The 15,093-nt window shown below is 69.5% G+C and carries 13 protein-coding genes; 6 read left to right on the top strand and 7 right to left on the bottom strand.

Features of this window, described 5'->3' with window-relative positions; genetic code table 11:
- Positions 1-26 precede the first annotated feature (26 nt).
- Positions 27-611 carry an MXAN_0049 family immunity protein gene (locus tag LZ199_RS23790; RefSeq protein WP_253996027.1) on the top strand — a complete coding sequence of 195 codons (585 nt, stop codon included), beginning with the start codon at positions 27-29 and terminating at the stop codon, positions 609-611.
- A 7-nt stretch (positions 612-618) separates the two neighbouring features.
- Here LZ199_RS23790 and LZ199_RS23795 read toward each other — a convergent pair whose 3' ends face one another.
- Positions 619-1,725 carry a hypothetical protein gene (locus LZ199_RS23795; RefSeq protein ID WP_253996028.1) on the bottom strand — a complete coding sequence of 369 codons (1,107 nt, stop codon included), beginning with the start codon at positions 1,723-1,725 and terminating at the stop codon, positions 619-621.
- Positions 1,726-1,869: 144 nt separating this feature from the next.
- On the opposite strand from LZ199_RS23795, the gene LZ199_RS23800 reads away from it, so the two are divergent.
- A complete protein-coding gene (locus LZ199_RS23800) occupies positions 1,870-2,334 on the top strand; it encodes a DUF4150 domain-containing protein (protein ID WP_163868660.1) in 465 nt (154 codons plus the stop codon).
- On the top strand, positions 2,331-3,638 hold the full coding sequence (locus LZ199_RS23805; RefSeq protein ID WP_253996029.1) for a hypothetical protein: 1,308 nt from the start codon (positions 2,331-2,333) through the stop codon (positions 3,636-3,638). Before LZ199_RS23800 ends, LZ199_RS23805 begins: the two co-directional genes overlap by 4 nt.
- 61 nt (positions 3,639-3,699) lie before the next feature.
- On the opposite strand, the gene LZ199_RS23810 is transcribed toward LZ199_RS23805, so the two are convergent.
- From LZ199_RS23810 to LZ199_RS23820, 3 genes are all read right to left on the bottom strand, one after another.
- Positions 3,700-5,583: an extracellular catalytic domain type 1 short-chain-length polyhydroxyalkanoate depolymerase gene (locus LZ199_RS23810; RefSeq protein WP_253996030.1), complete on the bottom strand. Its 1,884-nt coding sequence runs from the start codon at positions 5,581-5,583 to the stop codon at positions 3,700-3,702.
- A 291-nt stretch (positions 5,584-5,874) separates the two neighbouring features.
- Positions 5,875-6,840 carry a glutathione synthase gene (gshB, locus tag LZ199_RS23815; protein ID WP_253996031.1) on the bottom strand — a complete coding sequence of 322 codons (966 nt, stop codon included), beginning with the start codon at positions 6,838-6,840 and terminating at the stop codon, positions 5,875-5,877.
- Between the two features lie 79 nt (positions 6,841-6,919).
- On the bottom strand, positions 6,920-8,545 hold the full coding sequence (locus tag LZ199_RS23820; protein ID WP_253996091.1) for a protein kinase domain-containing protein: 1,626 nt from the start codon (positions 8,543-8,545) through the stop codon (positions 6,920-6,922).
- Between the two features lie 470 nt (positions 8,546-9,015).
- Between LZ199_RS23820 and LZ199_RS23825 the strand changes: the two genes are divergently transcribed.
- Positions 9,016-9,834: a hypothetical protein gene (locus LZ199_RS23825; RefSeq protein ID WP_253996032.1), complete on the top strand. Its 819-nt coding sequence runs from the start codon at positions 9,016-9,018 to the stop codon at positions 9,832-9,834.
- A gap of 76 nt (positions 9,835-9,910) precedes the next feature.
- A complete protein-coding gene (locus tag LZ199_RS23830) occupies positions 9,911-10,786 on the top strand; it encodes a hypothetical protein (RefSeq protein ID WP_253996033.1) in 876 nt (291 codons plus the stop codon).
- 13 nt (positions 10,787-10,799) lie between these two features.
- Here LZ199_RS23830 and LZ199_RS23835 read toward each other — a convergent pair whose 3' ends face one another.
- The 3 genes from LZ199_RS23835 to LZ199_RS23845 form a co-directional block, all read right to left on the bottom strand.
- Positions 10,800-11,096: a hypothetical protein gene (locus LZ199_RS23835; protein WP_253996034.1), complete on the bottom strand. Its 297-nt coding sequence runs from the start codon at positions 11,094-11,096 to the stop codon at positions 10,800-10,802.
- A 22-nt stretch (positions 11,097-11,118) separates the two neighbouring features.
- Positions 11,119-11,412, bottom strand: coding sequence for a hypothetical protein (locus LZ199_RS23840; protein ID WP_253996035.1), 294 nt, complete (start codon positions 11,410-11,412; stop codon positions 11,119-11,121).
- 282 nt (positions 11,413-11,694) lie between these two features.
- The gene (locus tag LZ199_RS23845) at positions 11,695-12,603 is read right to left on the bottom strand and encodes a hypothetical protein (protein ID WP_253996036.1); all 909 of its coding nucleotides are present in this window, start codon (positions 12,601-12,603) and stop codon (positions 11,695-11,697) included.
- 181 nt (positions 12,604-12,784) lie between these two features.
- Between LZ199_RS23845 and LZ199_RS23850 the strand changes: the two genes are divergently transcribed.
- A complete protein-coding gene (locus tag LZ199_RS23850; protein ID WP_253996037.1) occupies positions 12,785-14,974 on the top strand; it encodes a tenascin-X in 2,190 nt (729 codons plus the stop codon).
- The last annotated feature ends 119 nt before the right edge of the window (positions 14,975-15,093 follow it).

Raw genomic sequence — 15,093 nt, forward strand, 5'->3', positions numbered from 1 at the left:
CACCACCGAAGAGGGCGGGACTGTCTGTGAAATACTTCGTCTTCAAGGTCCGGGGTGAAGAAGCGGGCTACATCGAAGAGCATGCCAGGGGGAGTCCTACGGACTGGAAGTTCGATGAAGGCATCAGCCTCGCCAAGGATTTTCCCATGGGTGGCGAAGTCTCCTTCTCCAAGAACTACCCCGATGACCGGAACCTGTATGACTTCCAGCCCAACCTCATGAGCAACCTGCTCGTCTCGGGACGGGCTCGCAAGGTCATCGAGTCGCTGGAAATCACCAATGCAGAGTGGCTGACCGTCGTGGTCAAGGACCACAAAGGCAACGTCGTAGGTCCCGACTATGCCTTTCTCAATCTGCTCGGTGCAGAGGACGCCATCGACATGGAGCGCTCGACCTACGAGATGGACTCCATCGAGAAGGACCAGATCGGCCTCATTGAAGAGCTGGCCCTCAAGACAGACTCCATCCGTCCCCAGGCCAAGATGTTTCGCTGCACGCTGGAGCGCCGCCTCATCCTCATTCGCGAAGACGTCCTCGCCGCCTTCGAGCAGGCAGGACTCACCGGCTTCAAGGTCTACGAGGCCGAAGGCTGGAACGGCATGGAGCTCTGAACCCCGCCTACGTGCCGCGCTTGCGCCCCGCCGTCAGGTGGATGACCGCCCGCTCTCCCGCCTCCGCCGAGGAGAGCACCAGCACCACGGGCGCGGGCGCGTAACCCCGCTCCAGTGCCCGAAACGTCAGCGCCGTCGCCATGGCCCCAGACGCCACTCCCGTGTGCCCGAAGCTCTTCGCCGGCATCCACACCGCGCCTCGCTCGAAGCGGGCATCCGTGTCCCTCAGGCGCACCTGGAGCATTCCCCACTCGAACGCCCTCGCGTACTGGCCATCATGGTCCGACACGAGCAACGGCGCGGACGCCTCCGCCCCCATCGGCCCCAGCGCCGCGAGCACCTGTCGCGTCAGCTCCTGCCCATCCGGCGGCTGCTCCCCATCCATCGGCGCCGCATCACGCCCCTGCGCCACCCGCACAACCGCCAGGCTCGGCTCCACCGGCGCCTCACGCACCAGCAACAGCGCCACTGCGGCCTCTCCCGCCATCAACCCCGTGGCCATCCCCGGCGTCTTGAGCCGCTCCCGCTGGTGCAGCAATGTCAGCGTCTCCGGCGAGATGAAGCTGTCCACCGCGCACACCAACGCACGCTCCACCTTCGAACCTCGCAGGTCCTCTCCCGCCACCGCCAACGCCTGCGCGAAGGCCACGTTCCCCGCGTGGAACGCCTTCACCTGTCCCCTCCACGCCGGCAGGCCCAACGCCTGCCACGTCCCCTTCACCAGCCGGTCCACCAGCAACGCGATGCGCTCCGACACCTCGTCCGGGTCCTCCTCGAACGGGTCCTTCTGGGTCGTGAAGCCCCGCGCCTCCGGGTCCGGCAACACCAGGTAGAGCCCCACGTGCGGCCCCAGCGCTCGCAGGTCCTCCCTCGTCCCCAGGTCCACCAGCGCCTCCGCCAGCAGCGCCACCAGTCGCCCCACGCCGGAGAAACCCAGGGTGGCGTCTCCCGCCGCGTGCACCGTGACGGGGCTCGGCTCCTCATCGCCCTTCAGGAACACCTCGAAGTCGGGCGCAGCCGACGGCCAGGCCGTCCCTGCTCGAAACGCCGCCGAGGCGGGCCAAAGCCCCCCCAATGACGACGACATCCCCATCACCTGGACCCATCCCACCATGCGCGCCTCGGCCTCCATCGCCTGAAAACAGAGTCTTCCACGAGGCGTCACCCCGAACCACCACCCCCGCTCGTGCCAGCGCCCCGGGAGCGATACACTTGTCGCACGACACTCGAGGCCCGGCCTCGTCAGGAGTCACCCACCATGAGCGCGACCGTCGGTGTCAACAAGCTGTCCGTCGTCCACAAGGATACCGGCGGGAACACCATCGCCTTCCCCGACGTGTGCAAGACGCCCAGCCCCGCCGGCCCCATCCCCATCCCGTACCCCAACATCGCCATGTCCTCGGACACCGCGAAGGGCACGAAGAAGGTCTCCGTGGACGGCAAGCCCGTCTGCGTCGAGGACTCCAACTTCAGCACCAGCAGCGGTGACGAGGCGGGCACCGCAGGCGGCGGCGTCGCCTCCAGCAAGACCAAGGGCAAGGCCGAGTTCGTCAACTACTCCTTCGACGTGAAATTCGAAGGAAAGAGCGTGGCGCGGACCTTCGACCTCATGCTCCACAACGACAAGAACACCCCGCCCGCGCCGCTGCTCCAGGGGCCCGTCATCGCGCTCGGCCAGGACGAGATGAAGGCCAGGTGCCTGGTCTGCGAAAAGGAGCTGTGAACATTCGTCGGCCCACCGTTCGCTGGGAGCTGCTGGAGCATCACCTCGAAGAAGCCGAGTTCCTCTGGACGCAATGGGAACAGGCCCTCTGGAGTCCGGAGCTCACCCTCCCGGAGGTCTCCCAGGGAGACGAGGGACGGCTGCTCGCCCATCTGGATGCGCTCGTCCTGGGAGGTCCTCCCGCGGCCCGGCGCTTCCTGCTGCCTGCGCTCGCCTCCGAGGAACCCGCTCGCATCGCCGTGGCCACCTGGGTGCTGCTCTCCTCCGATGATTCGAGCGGGCACGAGGCCGTCTTCAAGTGCCTCGAGGCCACTCCCGAGGAGGCGGGTCCCGGCATCCTTCGCGCGCTGGAGCTGCTCGCGCGCAATGACCTCCACGCGGCCTTCCTGAAGCGACTGCCCGGACTTCCACCCGAGCTCCAGGCGGGAGTCATCCGAGCGAGACGACTCCAGCGGCTCGCCTTGCCCGACACGTTGACCGGCGATGACGCCCTTCAGGCCGAGGTCCTCCGTGCCCTGCCGTTCGCGCCTCGGACAGCCCTGGGCGACACCCAGGTGAAGCGCGCGCTGGGCCACGACAGCACCGTCGTGCGTGATGCCGCGCTGGAGGTGGGCATGATGTTCGGCTCACGTGACGCGTGGAACCTGGCGCGTGAGCGGGCCCTGTCTCAGGAACCTTCTCCGCGCACGGTGCTGCTCTCGCTGGCCGTGGCGGGAGACTCGAAGGACTTCGCGGATCTGGTGGGTCGGCTCGCGGATGAAGACGTCCGCGAGGAGGTCATCTGGGCGCTGGGCTTCAGCGGCAAGCTCGCCGCGGCGGAGGCACTGCTTACCCTGCTTCATGACGAAGACTGTGGGCTGCTCGCCGCGTCGTCCTTCGCCGCCATCACCGGCCTGCCGCTCGCGCCTCCCTTCATCCTGGAGGAACTCTCGGAGGAGGACTCCGCCGAGGAGGAAGAGGACGCTCCCGCGCCGGAGGACTTTCGCGAGACGCTGCCCGGGCCTCGGGTGCTGCCCGGTCGCGTGGATGCCCACGCCGTGAAGCACTGGTGGGTGGGGCGACGCGCGAGCCTGACGCAGACGGAGCGCTACCTTCGGGGCGTTCGCCTCACGGCCGAGAGCCTGGCCATGGCGCTGGAGACAGAGCCGATGCGACGCCGGCCCGCGCTCGCCTGGGAGGTCGCCCTGCGCAGCGGCGGCACGCTGTTCATCGAGCCCCGACTGTGGAGCCACTCACAGCGACAGCAGGCGCGGACCCTGGTGGCACAGCTCACCCGAGGCTGGAATCGCCTGCAGAGCCACTGAGCCCTCCACGCCACGGCGGAAGAGGGGACAGTGGAAACGCCACCGTCCCCTCCGTCTCACGCTACTGCGTGTACCCGACGGTGAGCACCGCGTTCGTCGAGTCCTTCAGGAACAGGTACTGCGTCCCCGTCTGCTCCAGGCTGAAGCGCAGCCGGAGCTGCGTCCTGCCCGTCTTGTTGATGGAGGACAGGCCCGCGCCGTTGAAGTCCGCCGAGGCCTTCGCCCCGCTCGCGAACCTGTCGATGCTCGCCACCGCGCTCGCACCGGCCGCCGCCGCCCAGTCCGCCACCTCCGTGGACGCGGCGTTGAACGTGCCCGCCTTCACATCGATGACCACCGTGTTCCCCGTCGGCGTCGACCAGGGGTCTCCCGAGCCCGACGAGTAGCTCACCGTGAGGTATGCCCGCGTCACCGTCGCGCCGTCCGGCAGGCTCGACGTGTCGAACGAGAGGAAGGAGCGGTTGTACTTCCCATCCGTCCCGCGCCCCAACGCCAGGTTCGTCAGCGTCCCCAGCGCCACGCCGCTGCCGTCCGCGTTCGCCTTCAGATATCCATCCTCCGCCGCGATGCTGGCGAAGGTGGCCGTCGTGGACGTCGGCGTCCCCGTGTTGTTCACCGTGACGCTGGTATCGCTGTCCGTCGCCTGGTTGCCCGCGGCGTCATATGCCCGAGCCCCCAGCGTGTGCGCGCCGTTGCCCACGCCCTGGCTGTTCCAGGTGAACTCGTACGGCGCCGCCGAGACCGAGGCCACCGCGCTGCCATCCACCAGCAGCTCCACCCGCGCGACACCCACCGCGTCCGACGCGCTCACCACCACCTTCACCGTGCCAGTCACCGTCGTCCCGCTCGCCGGAGACGTCACGTTCACCGTGGGCGGCGTGGTGTCACCGCTCGGCTCGCCACCGCCTCCGACGATGCCGAAGAACTTCGCCTGGTGGTACACGGCGCAGATGTTCATGTCCGTCACGAACCCGCCGACGGAGCCACACGCCGTGCTGCTGCCGGGGAAGTTGTACTGCGCGTCGAACGCCACCGCGTGACCCATGCCGGTGATTTCCCACGTCTCGACGAGGGCCCGGCCCGCGCCATCGCGGTAGACCTTGTGCGGGAAGCCCGACACCGTCTCCGTCGTGTCAGGCGTCTGGTCGATGCCGTGCACGTTGGTCCACTGCTCCATCGCCTCCGTGCCGTTCATCGGCCGGACGGTGAAGTCGCTCGTCCCGTACCAGATGGACACCGGCGGACGCGGCCCCGTGTAGCCGGAGTAGCCACTGCGCGCCAAATCACCCCAGGCCGCGGGCGTCTTGTCCGCGCCCGGGCTCATGCACGAGAACGCCGCGTTCATCGTCGTGGCGCACTTGTACGGCCCGCCCGCGTTGATGGCCCCCGCGGAGAAGACGTCCGGATACGTGGCGAGCAGCGCCGGAGCCATGTACCCGCCGGCCGAGAAGCCGACGACGTACACCCGCGACGCGTCGATGGAGTACGCCGCCTTCATCGCGTCCACCATCTGCTTGATGGACAGCGCCTCACCCGAGCCGCGCGCGATGTCACCCGGCTCGAACCAGTTGAAGCAGCTGGTGGCGTTGTTGCCACTCGATTGCTGCGGATACACCACGTAGAACTTGTAGACGTTGGCCGCCGCCGTCCAACCACTCAGCTCCATGCCCGTCGCGTTCTGCGTGCAGCCGTGGAGCACCACCACCAGCGGCGCGTTCGCCGGTACGCCCGTCGGCACGTGGCGATACATCGCCAGGTTGCCCGGGTTGCTGCCAAAGCCCGTCACCTGCGTCAGCCCCTGCTCGGACTGTCGTAGCTCGGGCTCGGACTGCACGGAGGGCTCCGCGTCGAGCCCGCCACCACAGCCCGACACTCCCGCGAACAACCACGCGGCCAGGGTGAATCGAGAACACGTCGAAGTGAAGCGAGGACGCTGCGAGGACATGGTGCCTCCCGGGCCGCCATGGGGGGAAAGGACGGCCACGGGCCGCAACGTGACTCCCCCGCACTCCCCGGGTTCAAGGCGCGCCGCGTCGCCTCGACGGTGAAAGATGAACCAGGATTCATTTTATGCACCGCGTCGAGGTTCCATGAAACATGAACCATTCTTCAGTTCACGCTTCGCTCGGGAATCCGGCACCGGACGCGGCCCTGACCGAAACGCCGAGCCAACGTCCTCCGTCCGGCGCGAAACAACCGACCTTCCGGAGGGAGACCCGGCGCTGCCCTGCGTCCGTCAGGCCGAGGGACGCTCGGCGGCGAGTCGCTCGGCCACGTCGAGCACGCGGGCCTCCACGCACACGCCATCCAGGTGGTTGGCCTCCACCAGGCCCGTGGGGCTCGTCACATTCACCTCGGTGAGGTAGTCGCCGAGCACGTCGATGCCCACGAGCAAGAGGCCCCGCTTGCGCAGCTCGGGCTTGAGCCGCTCGCAGATCTCCAAATCCCGCGCGGTGAGCACCGCCTTGTGGGGCGTGCCTCCGGCGGCCATGTTCCCCCGGTGGTCATCGCCGGACGGCACGCGCAGCACGCCGCCCACCGGCTCTCCATCCACCAGGAGGATGCGCTTGTCGCCCAGGCGGCTCTCCGGGATGTACGCCTGCGCGACGACGGCCTCGCGGCCTCCCTGGGTGAGCAGCTCCACGGCGGAGCGCGCGTTCCGGTCTCCCCTGGACAGGAAGAGGATGCCCTTGCCGCCAAACCCGTCGATGGGCTTGAGGATGGTGCCCTGCTCGTTGCGGGCGATGAAGTCCAGCAGCACCGGCAGCTCGCGGGTGATGCGGGTGTCCGGCATCAGGTCCGGGTAGCGCAGGGCGAAGAGCTTCTCGTTCGCGTCGCGGATGCCCGCCGGGTCGTTGATGTAGACGGGCTTGCGGCCCTGACACAGCTCCACCAACTGCGTGGCGTGGAGGAACTCCGCGTCGACGGGCGGGTCCTTGCGCAGGAAGAGTACGTCCAGCTCCGACAACGGCCGCGCCGCCTCGTCGAGCACGTCGAAGTGCCGCCCCGGCTCCCGGCGCACCGTGACGTGGCGCATGCGCGCCTCCGCGCAGCGGCCGTTGAACCGCAGCCACCCCTGCTCGAAGTAGAGCACCCGATGGCCGCGCTTCTGCGCCTCCAGCATCAGCGCGAAGGTGGAGTCATGGTCCACTCGCACTGTCTCGAGCGGGTCCATCAGGAAGCCAATGGTGAGCGCGGCCATAGTCTCGTCGCAGGTGGGTTGAAGGGGGCGCGACGATACCAGGACCGCGTGTCACATCCCCAGTGTCACCGCGCCGTGGTCAACCCTCGGGATATCCATCCAGCCGGAAGGCGGTGGTCTCGCCGGGTTTGATTTCCACCTGGAGGGGGTATTTCTTCTTCCTGGGGCCGATGATGCTCAAGGTGTGGGTGCCCGCCGGCACCACCACGCCCAGCATGGGCGTCGTCCCCAGCCTCCGCTTGCCCAGGAACACGTCCGCGCGCTGGCTGCCCACGATGAGGCTCAGCTTGCCTGTCGCACGCGAGGGCTTCGTGGCGGTGGCCTGCTCCGGCTTCGCGCCCGCGTCTTCGTCCTCGTGAGGCTTGACCTTCTCCGGCTTCTTCGTCGACGTCGCATCCGCGAGCGAGCCCGCATCCGGCTCCTGGTAGATGGGCAGGCCCGGGTCGAACCGCTTCAGCTCCGTCACGGGCGGCGTCGGCTCCACCACGGGCGTCATCGTCTCGTCCAGCGCGCTGCTCAAGCGCACGGCGCCATAGGCGCCTCCCCCGAGGATGGCGAGCAGCACCAGACCCCACAGGACGTTCGAGCTCCGGCGCTGTCCCGACGTGAGGTCCGTGTCCGCCGGGGGCTGACCCGTGGCGGGCTTCACCGCGGGCACCTTGCGAGAGGCCTTCTTGACGTCCTTGAGGTCCGGCACCGACGGGTTGCCCGTCCTCGGCGTGGCCGGGTCCTCGCGCACCGGCAGGTAGGGCCCGTCGTCCCCGCGCAGGGCGCGCTTGGCGGCCTCCAGCATCAGGCCGTTGGAGGTGCCGTCCGCGCTCTCCAGCAGCGCGCGCGTGGCCGCCATCCGCTCCGTGAACAGCTCCTTCATCAGCGAGCCGCGGTGGTCCGCGTCCTGAATCAGCTTGCCCGCCGCCGCTTCAATCGCCCGCGCCATGTCCCGGCCGTTGGCGAAGCGCTTCTCGCGGTTGCGCTCCAAGGACTGCATCACCACCTTGGCGACCTGCTCGGACACGTGCGGCGTGACGTGCGAGGGCCAGGGGATGGGCGCCTCGAGAATCTTCATCATCTCGTCGCGCTCGGTGCGCCCCGCGAACAGGCGCGCGCCGGTGAGCATCTCGTGCATCATCACGCCCACGGAGAACAAGTCGCTGCGGCCATCCAGCTTGTCGCCGCGCACCTGCTCCGGAGACATGTATCCGGTGGTGCCCTTCACCGTGCCGGCGTGGGTGCGCTCCAGACTGCCCTTCGCCTTGGCGATGCCGAAGTCGAGCAGCTTCACCATGCCGTCGTACGTCACCATGATGTTCTTCTGGGCGACGTCGCGGTGGATGACGGGGCTGGGCTCGCCCGAGGGCGCGGTGAAGGTGTGCGCGTAGTGCAGCGCCATGCAGACGTCGCGCGCCACCGACAGCGTGAAGCCCAGCGGCACCGGCTGCCGGGCGCGCAGGCACGCGCTCGTTATCTGGTTCAGGTTCTGCCCGGCGATGAACTCCATCGCCAGATAGAGGCCGTCCTCCTCCTGCCCCAGGTCAAAGACCTGCGCGATGTTGGGGTGGTTGAAGGCCGCGGTGATGCGCGCCTCGTCCAGGAACATCCGCTCGAACTGCTCGTTGTCCCGAGCGTCCGGCAGGATGCGCTTGACGACCACGTATTTACGGAAGCCACCCGGACCCGAGGTGAAGCCGAGGAACAGCTCGGCCATGCCACCCACGGACAGCTGCGTGACGACCTCGTACTTCCCGATGCGCTCGCCCCGATAGAAATCGATGGGTGCAACCTCCACGACAGCGCCCCGACACCGGAGCAGCACCGCGACGGAGGATAACAGGCTTGTAGGGCGCGGACGTGCGGTGAGTCTCCACCGTCACGCCCGGTCGCCCCCTCATCCACGGGAGACCTGTGGATGGCCTGTGGATAGCGGGGGTGGGGCTGTGGAGAAACGGTGGCGTGGATCAGCGCCTGTGGAAGGCCGGGGGAAACCGTCAGTTTACCCACATGTAGCATCGGCCGAATTCGTCAGTCATCCCGCGAGCTTGCTGACTTATCCCCAAATCCGAGCCCTCTACTGCTTCCACCATTTGATCAATACCTACATTAAGCTTTTGAAGAAGCAGCAGGCCGCTGGGGACAACGCCTGTGGACGGGTGCAACACGGTTGTAGACTGATGAGCCGTGCGCGCGTTGACCTTCTTGTTCTGGCTGTTCGCCACCCAGGCCTTGGGCGCGGAGCCGCCGCTGGTGCGCGCCGAGCAACAGTTCGACGCCCTGGAGTTCGATGCCGCCGCCGCGTCCTTCCTGGAGGCCCTGGAAGGCCCCGGGACGCGCGTGGAGCGCCTTCAGGCATGGCGGGGGCTGGCACTGGCTCGCGCCTTCATGGGGCAGCGCCAGGAGGCCCAGGAGGCATTCGAGGTTCTTCTCCTCCTGGAGCCCTCGGCGCAGGTGAAGGACTCGCTGGGGCCCAAGGTCCAGGTGCCGTTCCGCGCGGCGCGGGCGGCCATGGAGGGCCAGCGGCCCACACTCACGGTGACGCGGCTGCCGGATGGCCGGGTGTCGGCGGTGCTGGAGCAGCCCCGGAAGGTGGCCACGGAGGTGATGGTGGCGGTGCGCCTGCCGGGCGCGGCGGGCTTCTCCGCGGCGGTGGGCTCGCCATCGGGACCCGTGTCCGTGAAGGCACCTCCCGCGCGCGCCGTGGAGGCCTACGCGGTGGCGCGGGATGCCGGGGGGCTCGTCCTCTTCGAGCAGGGCAGCCCGCGCGCGCCGCTGCGGCTGGAGGCCACCGAGCACCTGCCGGCGGCGGTGGCCTCGGCGCGTGACGCGGCGACGTTCCCCACCGCGGAGACGGTGGTGGAAGAGGCACCTCGTGGCGCGCTCTGGCCCTATGTCGTGGGCGGGGTGGGCCTGGCGGCGGCGGGGGTGGTGCTGGGCGTGGTGCTGACGCGGCCGGAGGCGCTGGCACTGCCGGCGGCGGACCGCACGGAGCGGCTGCCATGAGGGCTCGAATGCCGCTGCGAGCTGTCTACACGAGTGCCCGGATGCCGCTGCGAGGGCTGTTGCCATGAAGGCCCGGATGCCACTCAAGGGATTGCTGCTGGTGGCGCTCATGGCACTGGCGGGCTGTGACAAGACCACCGCGCTGGTGCCACCCGACCTGTGCCAGGGCGTGGTGTGCCCGGACGCGCAGGCCTGCGTGGAGGGCAGGTGTCTCGCCACCATGTGCCAGGGCGTGGCCTGTGGCGCTGGACGCGTGTGCGAACTGGGTGCGTGCGTGGAGCCCTCGTGCCTGGGGACGGCCTGCGCCGACGGCGAGGTGTGCCGCGGAGGCACGTGCCGGCGCGTGGGCTGTGATGCGAACACGGCGTGTTTTCCCACCGAGCGCTGCCTCGGCTCGGAGTGCGTGAGGGATGGCTGCCTCGGCGTCGCCTGTCCCCAGGGCACGGTGTGTCGGTCCGGCGGGCAGTGCCGGGGAGTCCTGTGCACGGCGGACTTCGCCTGTGCATCCGACGAGCGCTGTGGCGCGGACGGCCGCTGTGTGTCGAACGCGGGGTGCTCGGCGGTGAGCTGCCCCGCGCAGCAGGTGTGTCGCGAGGGCGCGTGTCTGGCGCTGTCCTGCAACACCGTGGCGCAGTGTGGCCCGGGCGAGGTGTGCCGCGCCGGCGCATGCCTGTCCGCCACGGAGGCGTGCGCGGCCGCGGGCGCGTGTGCCTCCGGGCAGGTGTGCCGCGCGGGCGCATGCCAGGTGGTGGCGTGTGGCGTGGGCAGGCCGTGTCAGGGCTTGGAGGGCTGCCGCGCGGGCGCGTGCGAGGGCCCGGTGCGCGCCGAGTCTGGAAGCCTGGCGCCAGCGGCGGGGGTGCTTCCCAGCGGCCCCGGTTCAGTGGGCCTGGGCCTGGGAGGTCCTCCGGCGAGCGGACCCACTCACACGCTGCATCCAGGGGCCACGCCGTAGGGAGCGGGGCGGCTCAGGAGAGCGCTTCGCGCAGGCGGTCGAGGAGCCGGGGCAGGTGGGCGAGCAGCTCGCGGTCCGTGTGCTCCAGCGCGTTGCGCAGCACCTCCAGGTCCTCCGCGTCACGGTCCGCGTTCACCATCCGCTGCAGTCCGCGCAGGCGCTGGTTGCGCAGGACGAGCCGGGCCAGGGTGTCCTCGAGTTCCTCCCCGAGCGCGTCATCCAGCTCCAGGTCCCGACTGATGAGCTCACGCAGCTGCTCCACCAGGTAGGTGAGGTCCCAGGATTCTTCGTAGCCGGCCCGTCGAGACATCGTCGTTCACGTATCGCCGGGCTCAGCCCAGCGCTCGAGCGCGCGTGAGCCCTGCCAGGGTCAGCCGCGAGCGGGACGGGTCCATCTCCACGGTGACGTGGCAGCCATCCAGGTCCAGGTTCAACGCATACGGCTCCGACATGGGCAGCAGCAGGCTTCGTTCCTGGTGCGCCAGCGAGGCCATGCGGAACAGCTCCGAGAGCAGGGCCTGCCGCACATCCTGAGGCAGACCGTCCACGCTGCCTTGCAGCCCACGTGGGATGAGCACGGTGAAGGCCTGGGAGGATTGAGAGCCCATGTCCGAGACGGAGGTCATGCCGTCTCCTGATTGCTAGAACCGTACCCTTCTGTGATCCAACCATTCCGCGCGGTTGCAGTGGGTCAGAGACGACCATCTGAAAAAATCACAGGGTTTCGAGTTCCCCTGGCTGAAGTGTCTGCGGCCAGGCGGAGCTTGGGTGGGCTCGCTCGCCTCCATTCCCCGAGGGGATGATCATTCCGTTCGATGTTCAGCTCTCCGGTGAGGCTGCGACTTCTCGGCGATGGACGAAGTCAGGATCACCTGCGTGGTGACGCATCCGGCGCGGTGTCCCGGTGCTCACGGAATGCGGCAGCAGATGGCGTAGGCGGTGGGAGCGCTGGTGCTGTCCGCGTGGCTGCGGCAGCGGTAGCCGGGCACGCCTGGGGTCTGCGTGGCGCCGCTCTCCAAGGTGACGCCGGTGGGGTTGAAGGCGACGCCGGTGGGCCCCTCCTCGAGCCCGCTGCAGCCGCCGCCCATCAGCGTCTCGCCCGTCGCGCACCAGGCGATGGCGGCGCGCGTGTCGGACGAATCGTTACCGGTGGCACTCTTGTAACCGCATGACAGCGTGGGCCTGGCGTGCGTGTGGTCGGAGCGCGCCGCGATGCGGGCCGTGCCATTGGTGCCGCCCGTCGCGGGGAAGCTGACGCGCACGGCCAGGGGCGTGCCGGTGGCGATGAGGCCCTCTCCATACGTGGGCGCGGGCGCATCCAGCTTCGTCTTGTCGGCCGCGGACATGAAGCCCGCCGTCGTCGCCGTGGCATTGGCGTGGGTGTGGCTCACGGGCGCGAAGCTGTTGGCGGCGCGGCCCTCCAGTCGGATGCTGTCACTCGCGCGCAACGCGAAGGGCACCGAGGACATGCGGAAGCGCGGCGTCAGCTCCGACTGGCTGGCGAGCGCGACGCCCAGGTGCAGCTCCGAGCGCCGCACCAGGTCATCCCCCAGCCCCACCGAGGAGCCCAGCACCACCGCGTAGTAGCCATTCGTCACCGGCACGGCCAGGTGGTTCTCCTGCCACAGCGGGGAGCCGCCCACGGGCGAGGCGTAGAGGGTGAAGGTGAGGTCCTGCGGCGAGCTCTCCGGGGTGCCGTCCGCGCGCACCAGGCGCCCCTGGAAGGTCATCGTGCGCGGCACGTCCTGCGCCAAGGCGGGAAGGGCCCACGGCGCGAGCAGGGCCAGGACGAGCACGAGGGTGGGACGCGAGGACATGGAGGACTCCCGATGGAGGACGGACGCGAAGGAGTCTACAGGCGCGAGCGTTCAGCAGCCGAAACGGGCGCGTTCCCCGGGGCCCGTTGGAGGGCAGGTGGCCGACAGCGTGGCCAGGCGCACCCCTCGCATCCTCCGGGCCTCGGGACTATACGCGGGGGCAGGAGCACGGGAGGCACCCATGGCACGCGCGACGAGAGCAGGCGGGGTGGGGTGGGCATCCATCCTGTGGGCGATGGTGCTCGGCACCTGTCTGACGGCATGTCGCGAGGAGCCTCCTCTCATTGGCGCCGAGGGCCGGCTCCGGCTGTCGCTGTCCCGGCTGGACTTCCCTCCCGCGTACCCAGGCGGGGTGCGAGAGGCGGAGGTGCGGGTGCTCAACGCGGGGCGTGCTCCGCTGGACGTCACCTGGACCTCGGTGGAGGCGCCCTTCTCGCTGGTGGATGCGCTGCCCGCGCGCGTGGGCGCGAGCGAGGTGCCGGTGCGGCTGCGCTTCAGCCCCCAGGCCCAGGGCACGTACGAGGCTCGGCTCATCGGCACCGCGTCGGATGGAGGTCGCGCGGAGCTGGTGCTCGCGGGCGAGGCTCGGCCGACGCCGGAGTGCCAGGCGGTGGTGTGCGCCAGCGCGGTGTTCGACCCCGTGTCCGAGCGCTGCGTGGAGACTCGGCTGCCGGACGGCACCGGGTGTGACCCGGGCAATGCATGCCTCTCCATGGCCACCTGTCAGCAGGGCCGGTGCAAGGGCCTGGAGCGGCCGTGTGACGACGCCAACGCCTGCACCACGGACGTGTGCCATGCGCTGGATGGGTGTCGCGCGGTGCCCGCGCCGCCGTGTCCCGGGGCGGGGGCGTGTCAGGTGGGCACGTGCGATTCGAAGCTCGGCTGCGGCCTGGCCGATGCACCGGATGGCACCTTCTGCGGCACGGAGCGCGGCTGTGATGCCGCCGACGTGTGCATCGAGGGCGCGTGCGCGCGGCGCGACCTGCCGGACGGCTTCATCTGCGCGGCGGCCAGTCCGTGTCAGGCGGAGGGCCGCTGCCGGGGGCCGGTGTGCGAGCGCCCCGCCGCGGTGTCGCTGGAGCCGGACTGGATTCTCGACTCCAGGGCGCGGGGCATGAACCTGCATGACCTGCTGGTGGGGCCCGAAGGAGACGTGACGCTGGCGGGCTTCTACACGTCCGCGCTGCTCGACGCCGCGGCCCCGGTGCCCATGCTGAGCGGCGACGCGGCCCGGCGCTGCATGCTGTGGAATGACCGGCTCCTGTGCATGGACCTGCCGGACGACGGCACGGTGTCGCTGGTGGAGCGCTACACGGGCGCGCCCCGGTGGACCTTCACCCTGGCGCGGGCGCGGCCGGACATCGCGCAGCGCACGACCAGCCTCTTCCTGGCGCGGCTGGCGGTGATGGCCCCGGACCGGCTGGCGGCCCTGTTCGAGGCCTACCCCGCGGGGCTCAACCGCGAGACGTTGTGCCGCATGTACTTCCTGGTGGTGCTGGATGCGTACGGACAGATGGTGTCCGCCCAGGAGCTGAGCGACCCGCTGCTGTCCGAGTGCAACCACCCGCACCCCTTCGGCGTCGTCTCCGATGCGCTGGGGGACTTGTACATCTCCTTCTCGCAGACGGTGAACGTGGGGGCGCCACTCCAGGCGGGCGCGCCCTCGCTGATGATGGCCTTCTCGTCGGACGGGGTGCCGCGCTGGCGCAAGTCACAATCGCAGCGCGCCGGAGAGCTGGCGGTGGTGGACGGGCTGCTGTTCCAGGAGCGCGCGGCGCAGGCGTTGCTCACGGCGGATGGCTCGGTGGCGGCGAGCCTTCCCCAGCAGTTCGGCCGTCTGGTGGCCACGCGGGAGCGACTGGTGCCCAGCGCACCGGGCACCACCGTGAATCCGGATGAGGGAGGCGCGCTGCCCAGGGCCACGCAGCTGAAGGGCTTCGAGCTGCCCTCGCTCAATCCCGCGTGGACGTACTCGCTGCGCTCGGGACAGCAGCTCACGACGAAGGAGCTGCGGCTCGCGTCCTGGCCGGATGCGCCGGGCCTGCCACCTCGGACGCTGGTGCTCACGACGGCCACCAACAGCGATAACCACCCACTGCTGGTGGGCGTGGGCATGTCGGACGGCGCCGAGGCCTTCCAGTGCCGGCTCGACTACTCGGCGCGCACGACTCCGCAGTTGATGGAGCTGGCACCCGGGGGGCTGGTGCTGATGGACGGGGCCACCACCTGTGGCGAGTGTGACCCGCCCTTTGCCTACAGCCAGGCCCGCTTCCAGCGCTTCCCCATGCCGGGCCTGCTGCCCGCGAAGGAGCCCTGGCCGGGGACTTTTGGTGGCCCGGGCCATGACCACCACGAGGGGGCCGACCACTGAAGTCAGAGTGGGCGGGCCAGGAATCTGAAGAAAATAAAGAAGGCATGTCGAGGAACCGGATGTGGCTTCGACGTAGGGCAAAAGGCCGGCACCCTCCTGGTGCCGCCCCCTACCGAGGA

It is taken from the genome of Myxococcus qinghaiensis, assembly GCF_024198215.1.
GTDB lineage: Bacteria > Myxococcota > Myxococcia > Myxococcales > Myxococcaceae > Myxococcus > Myxococcus qinghaiensis.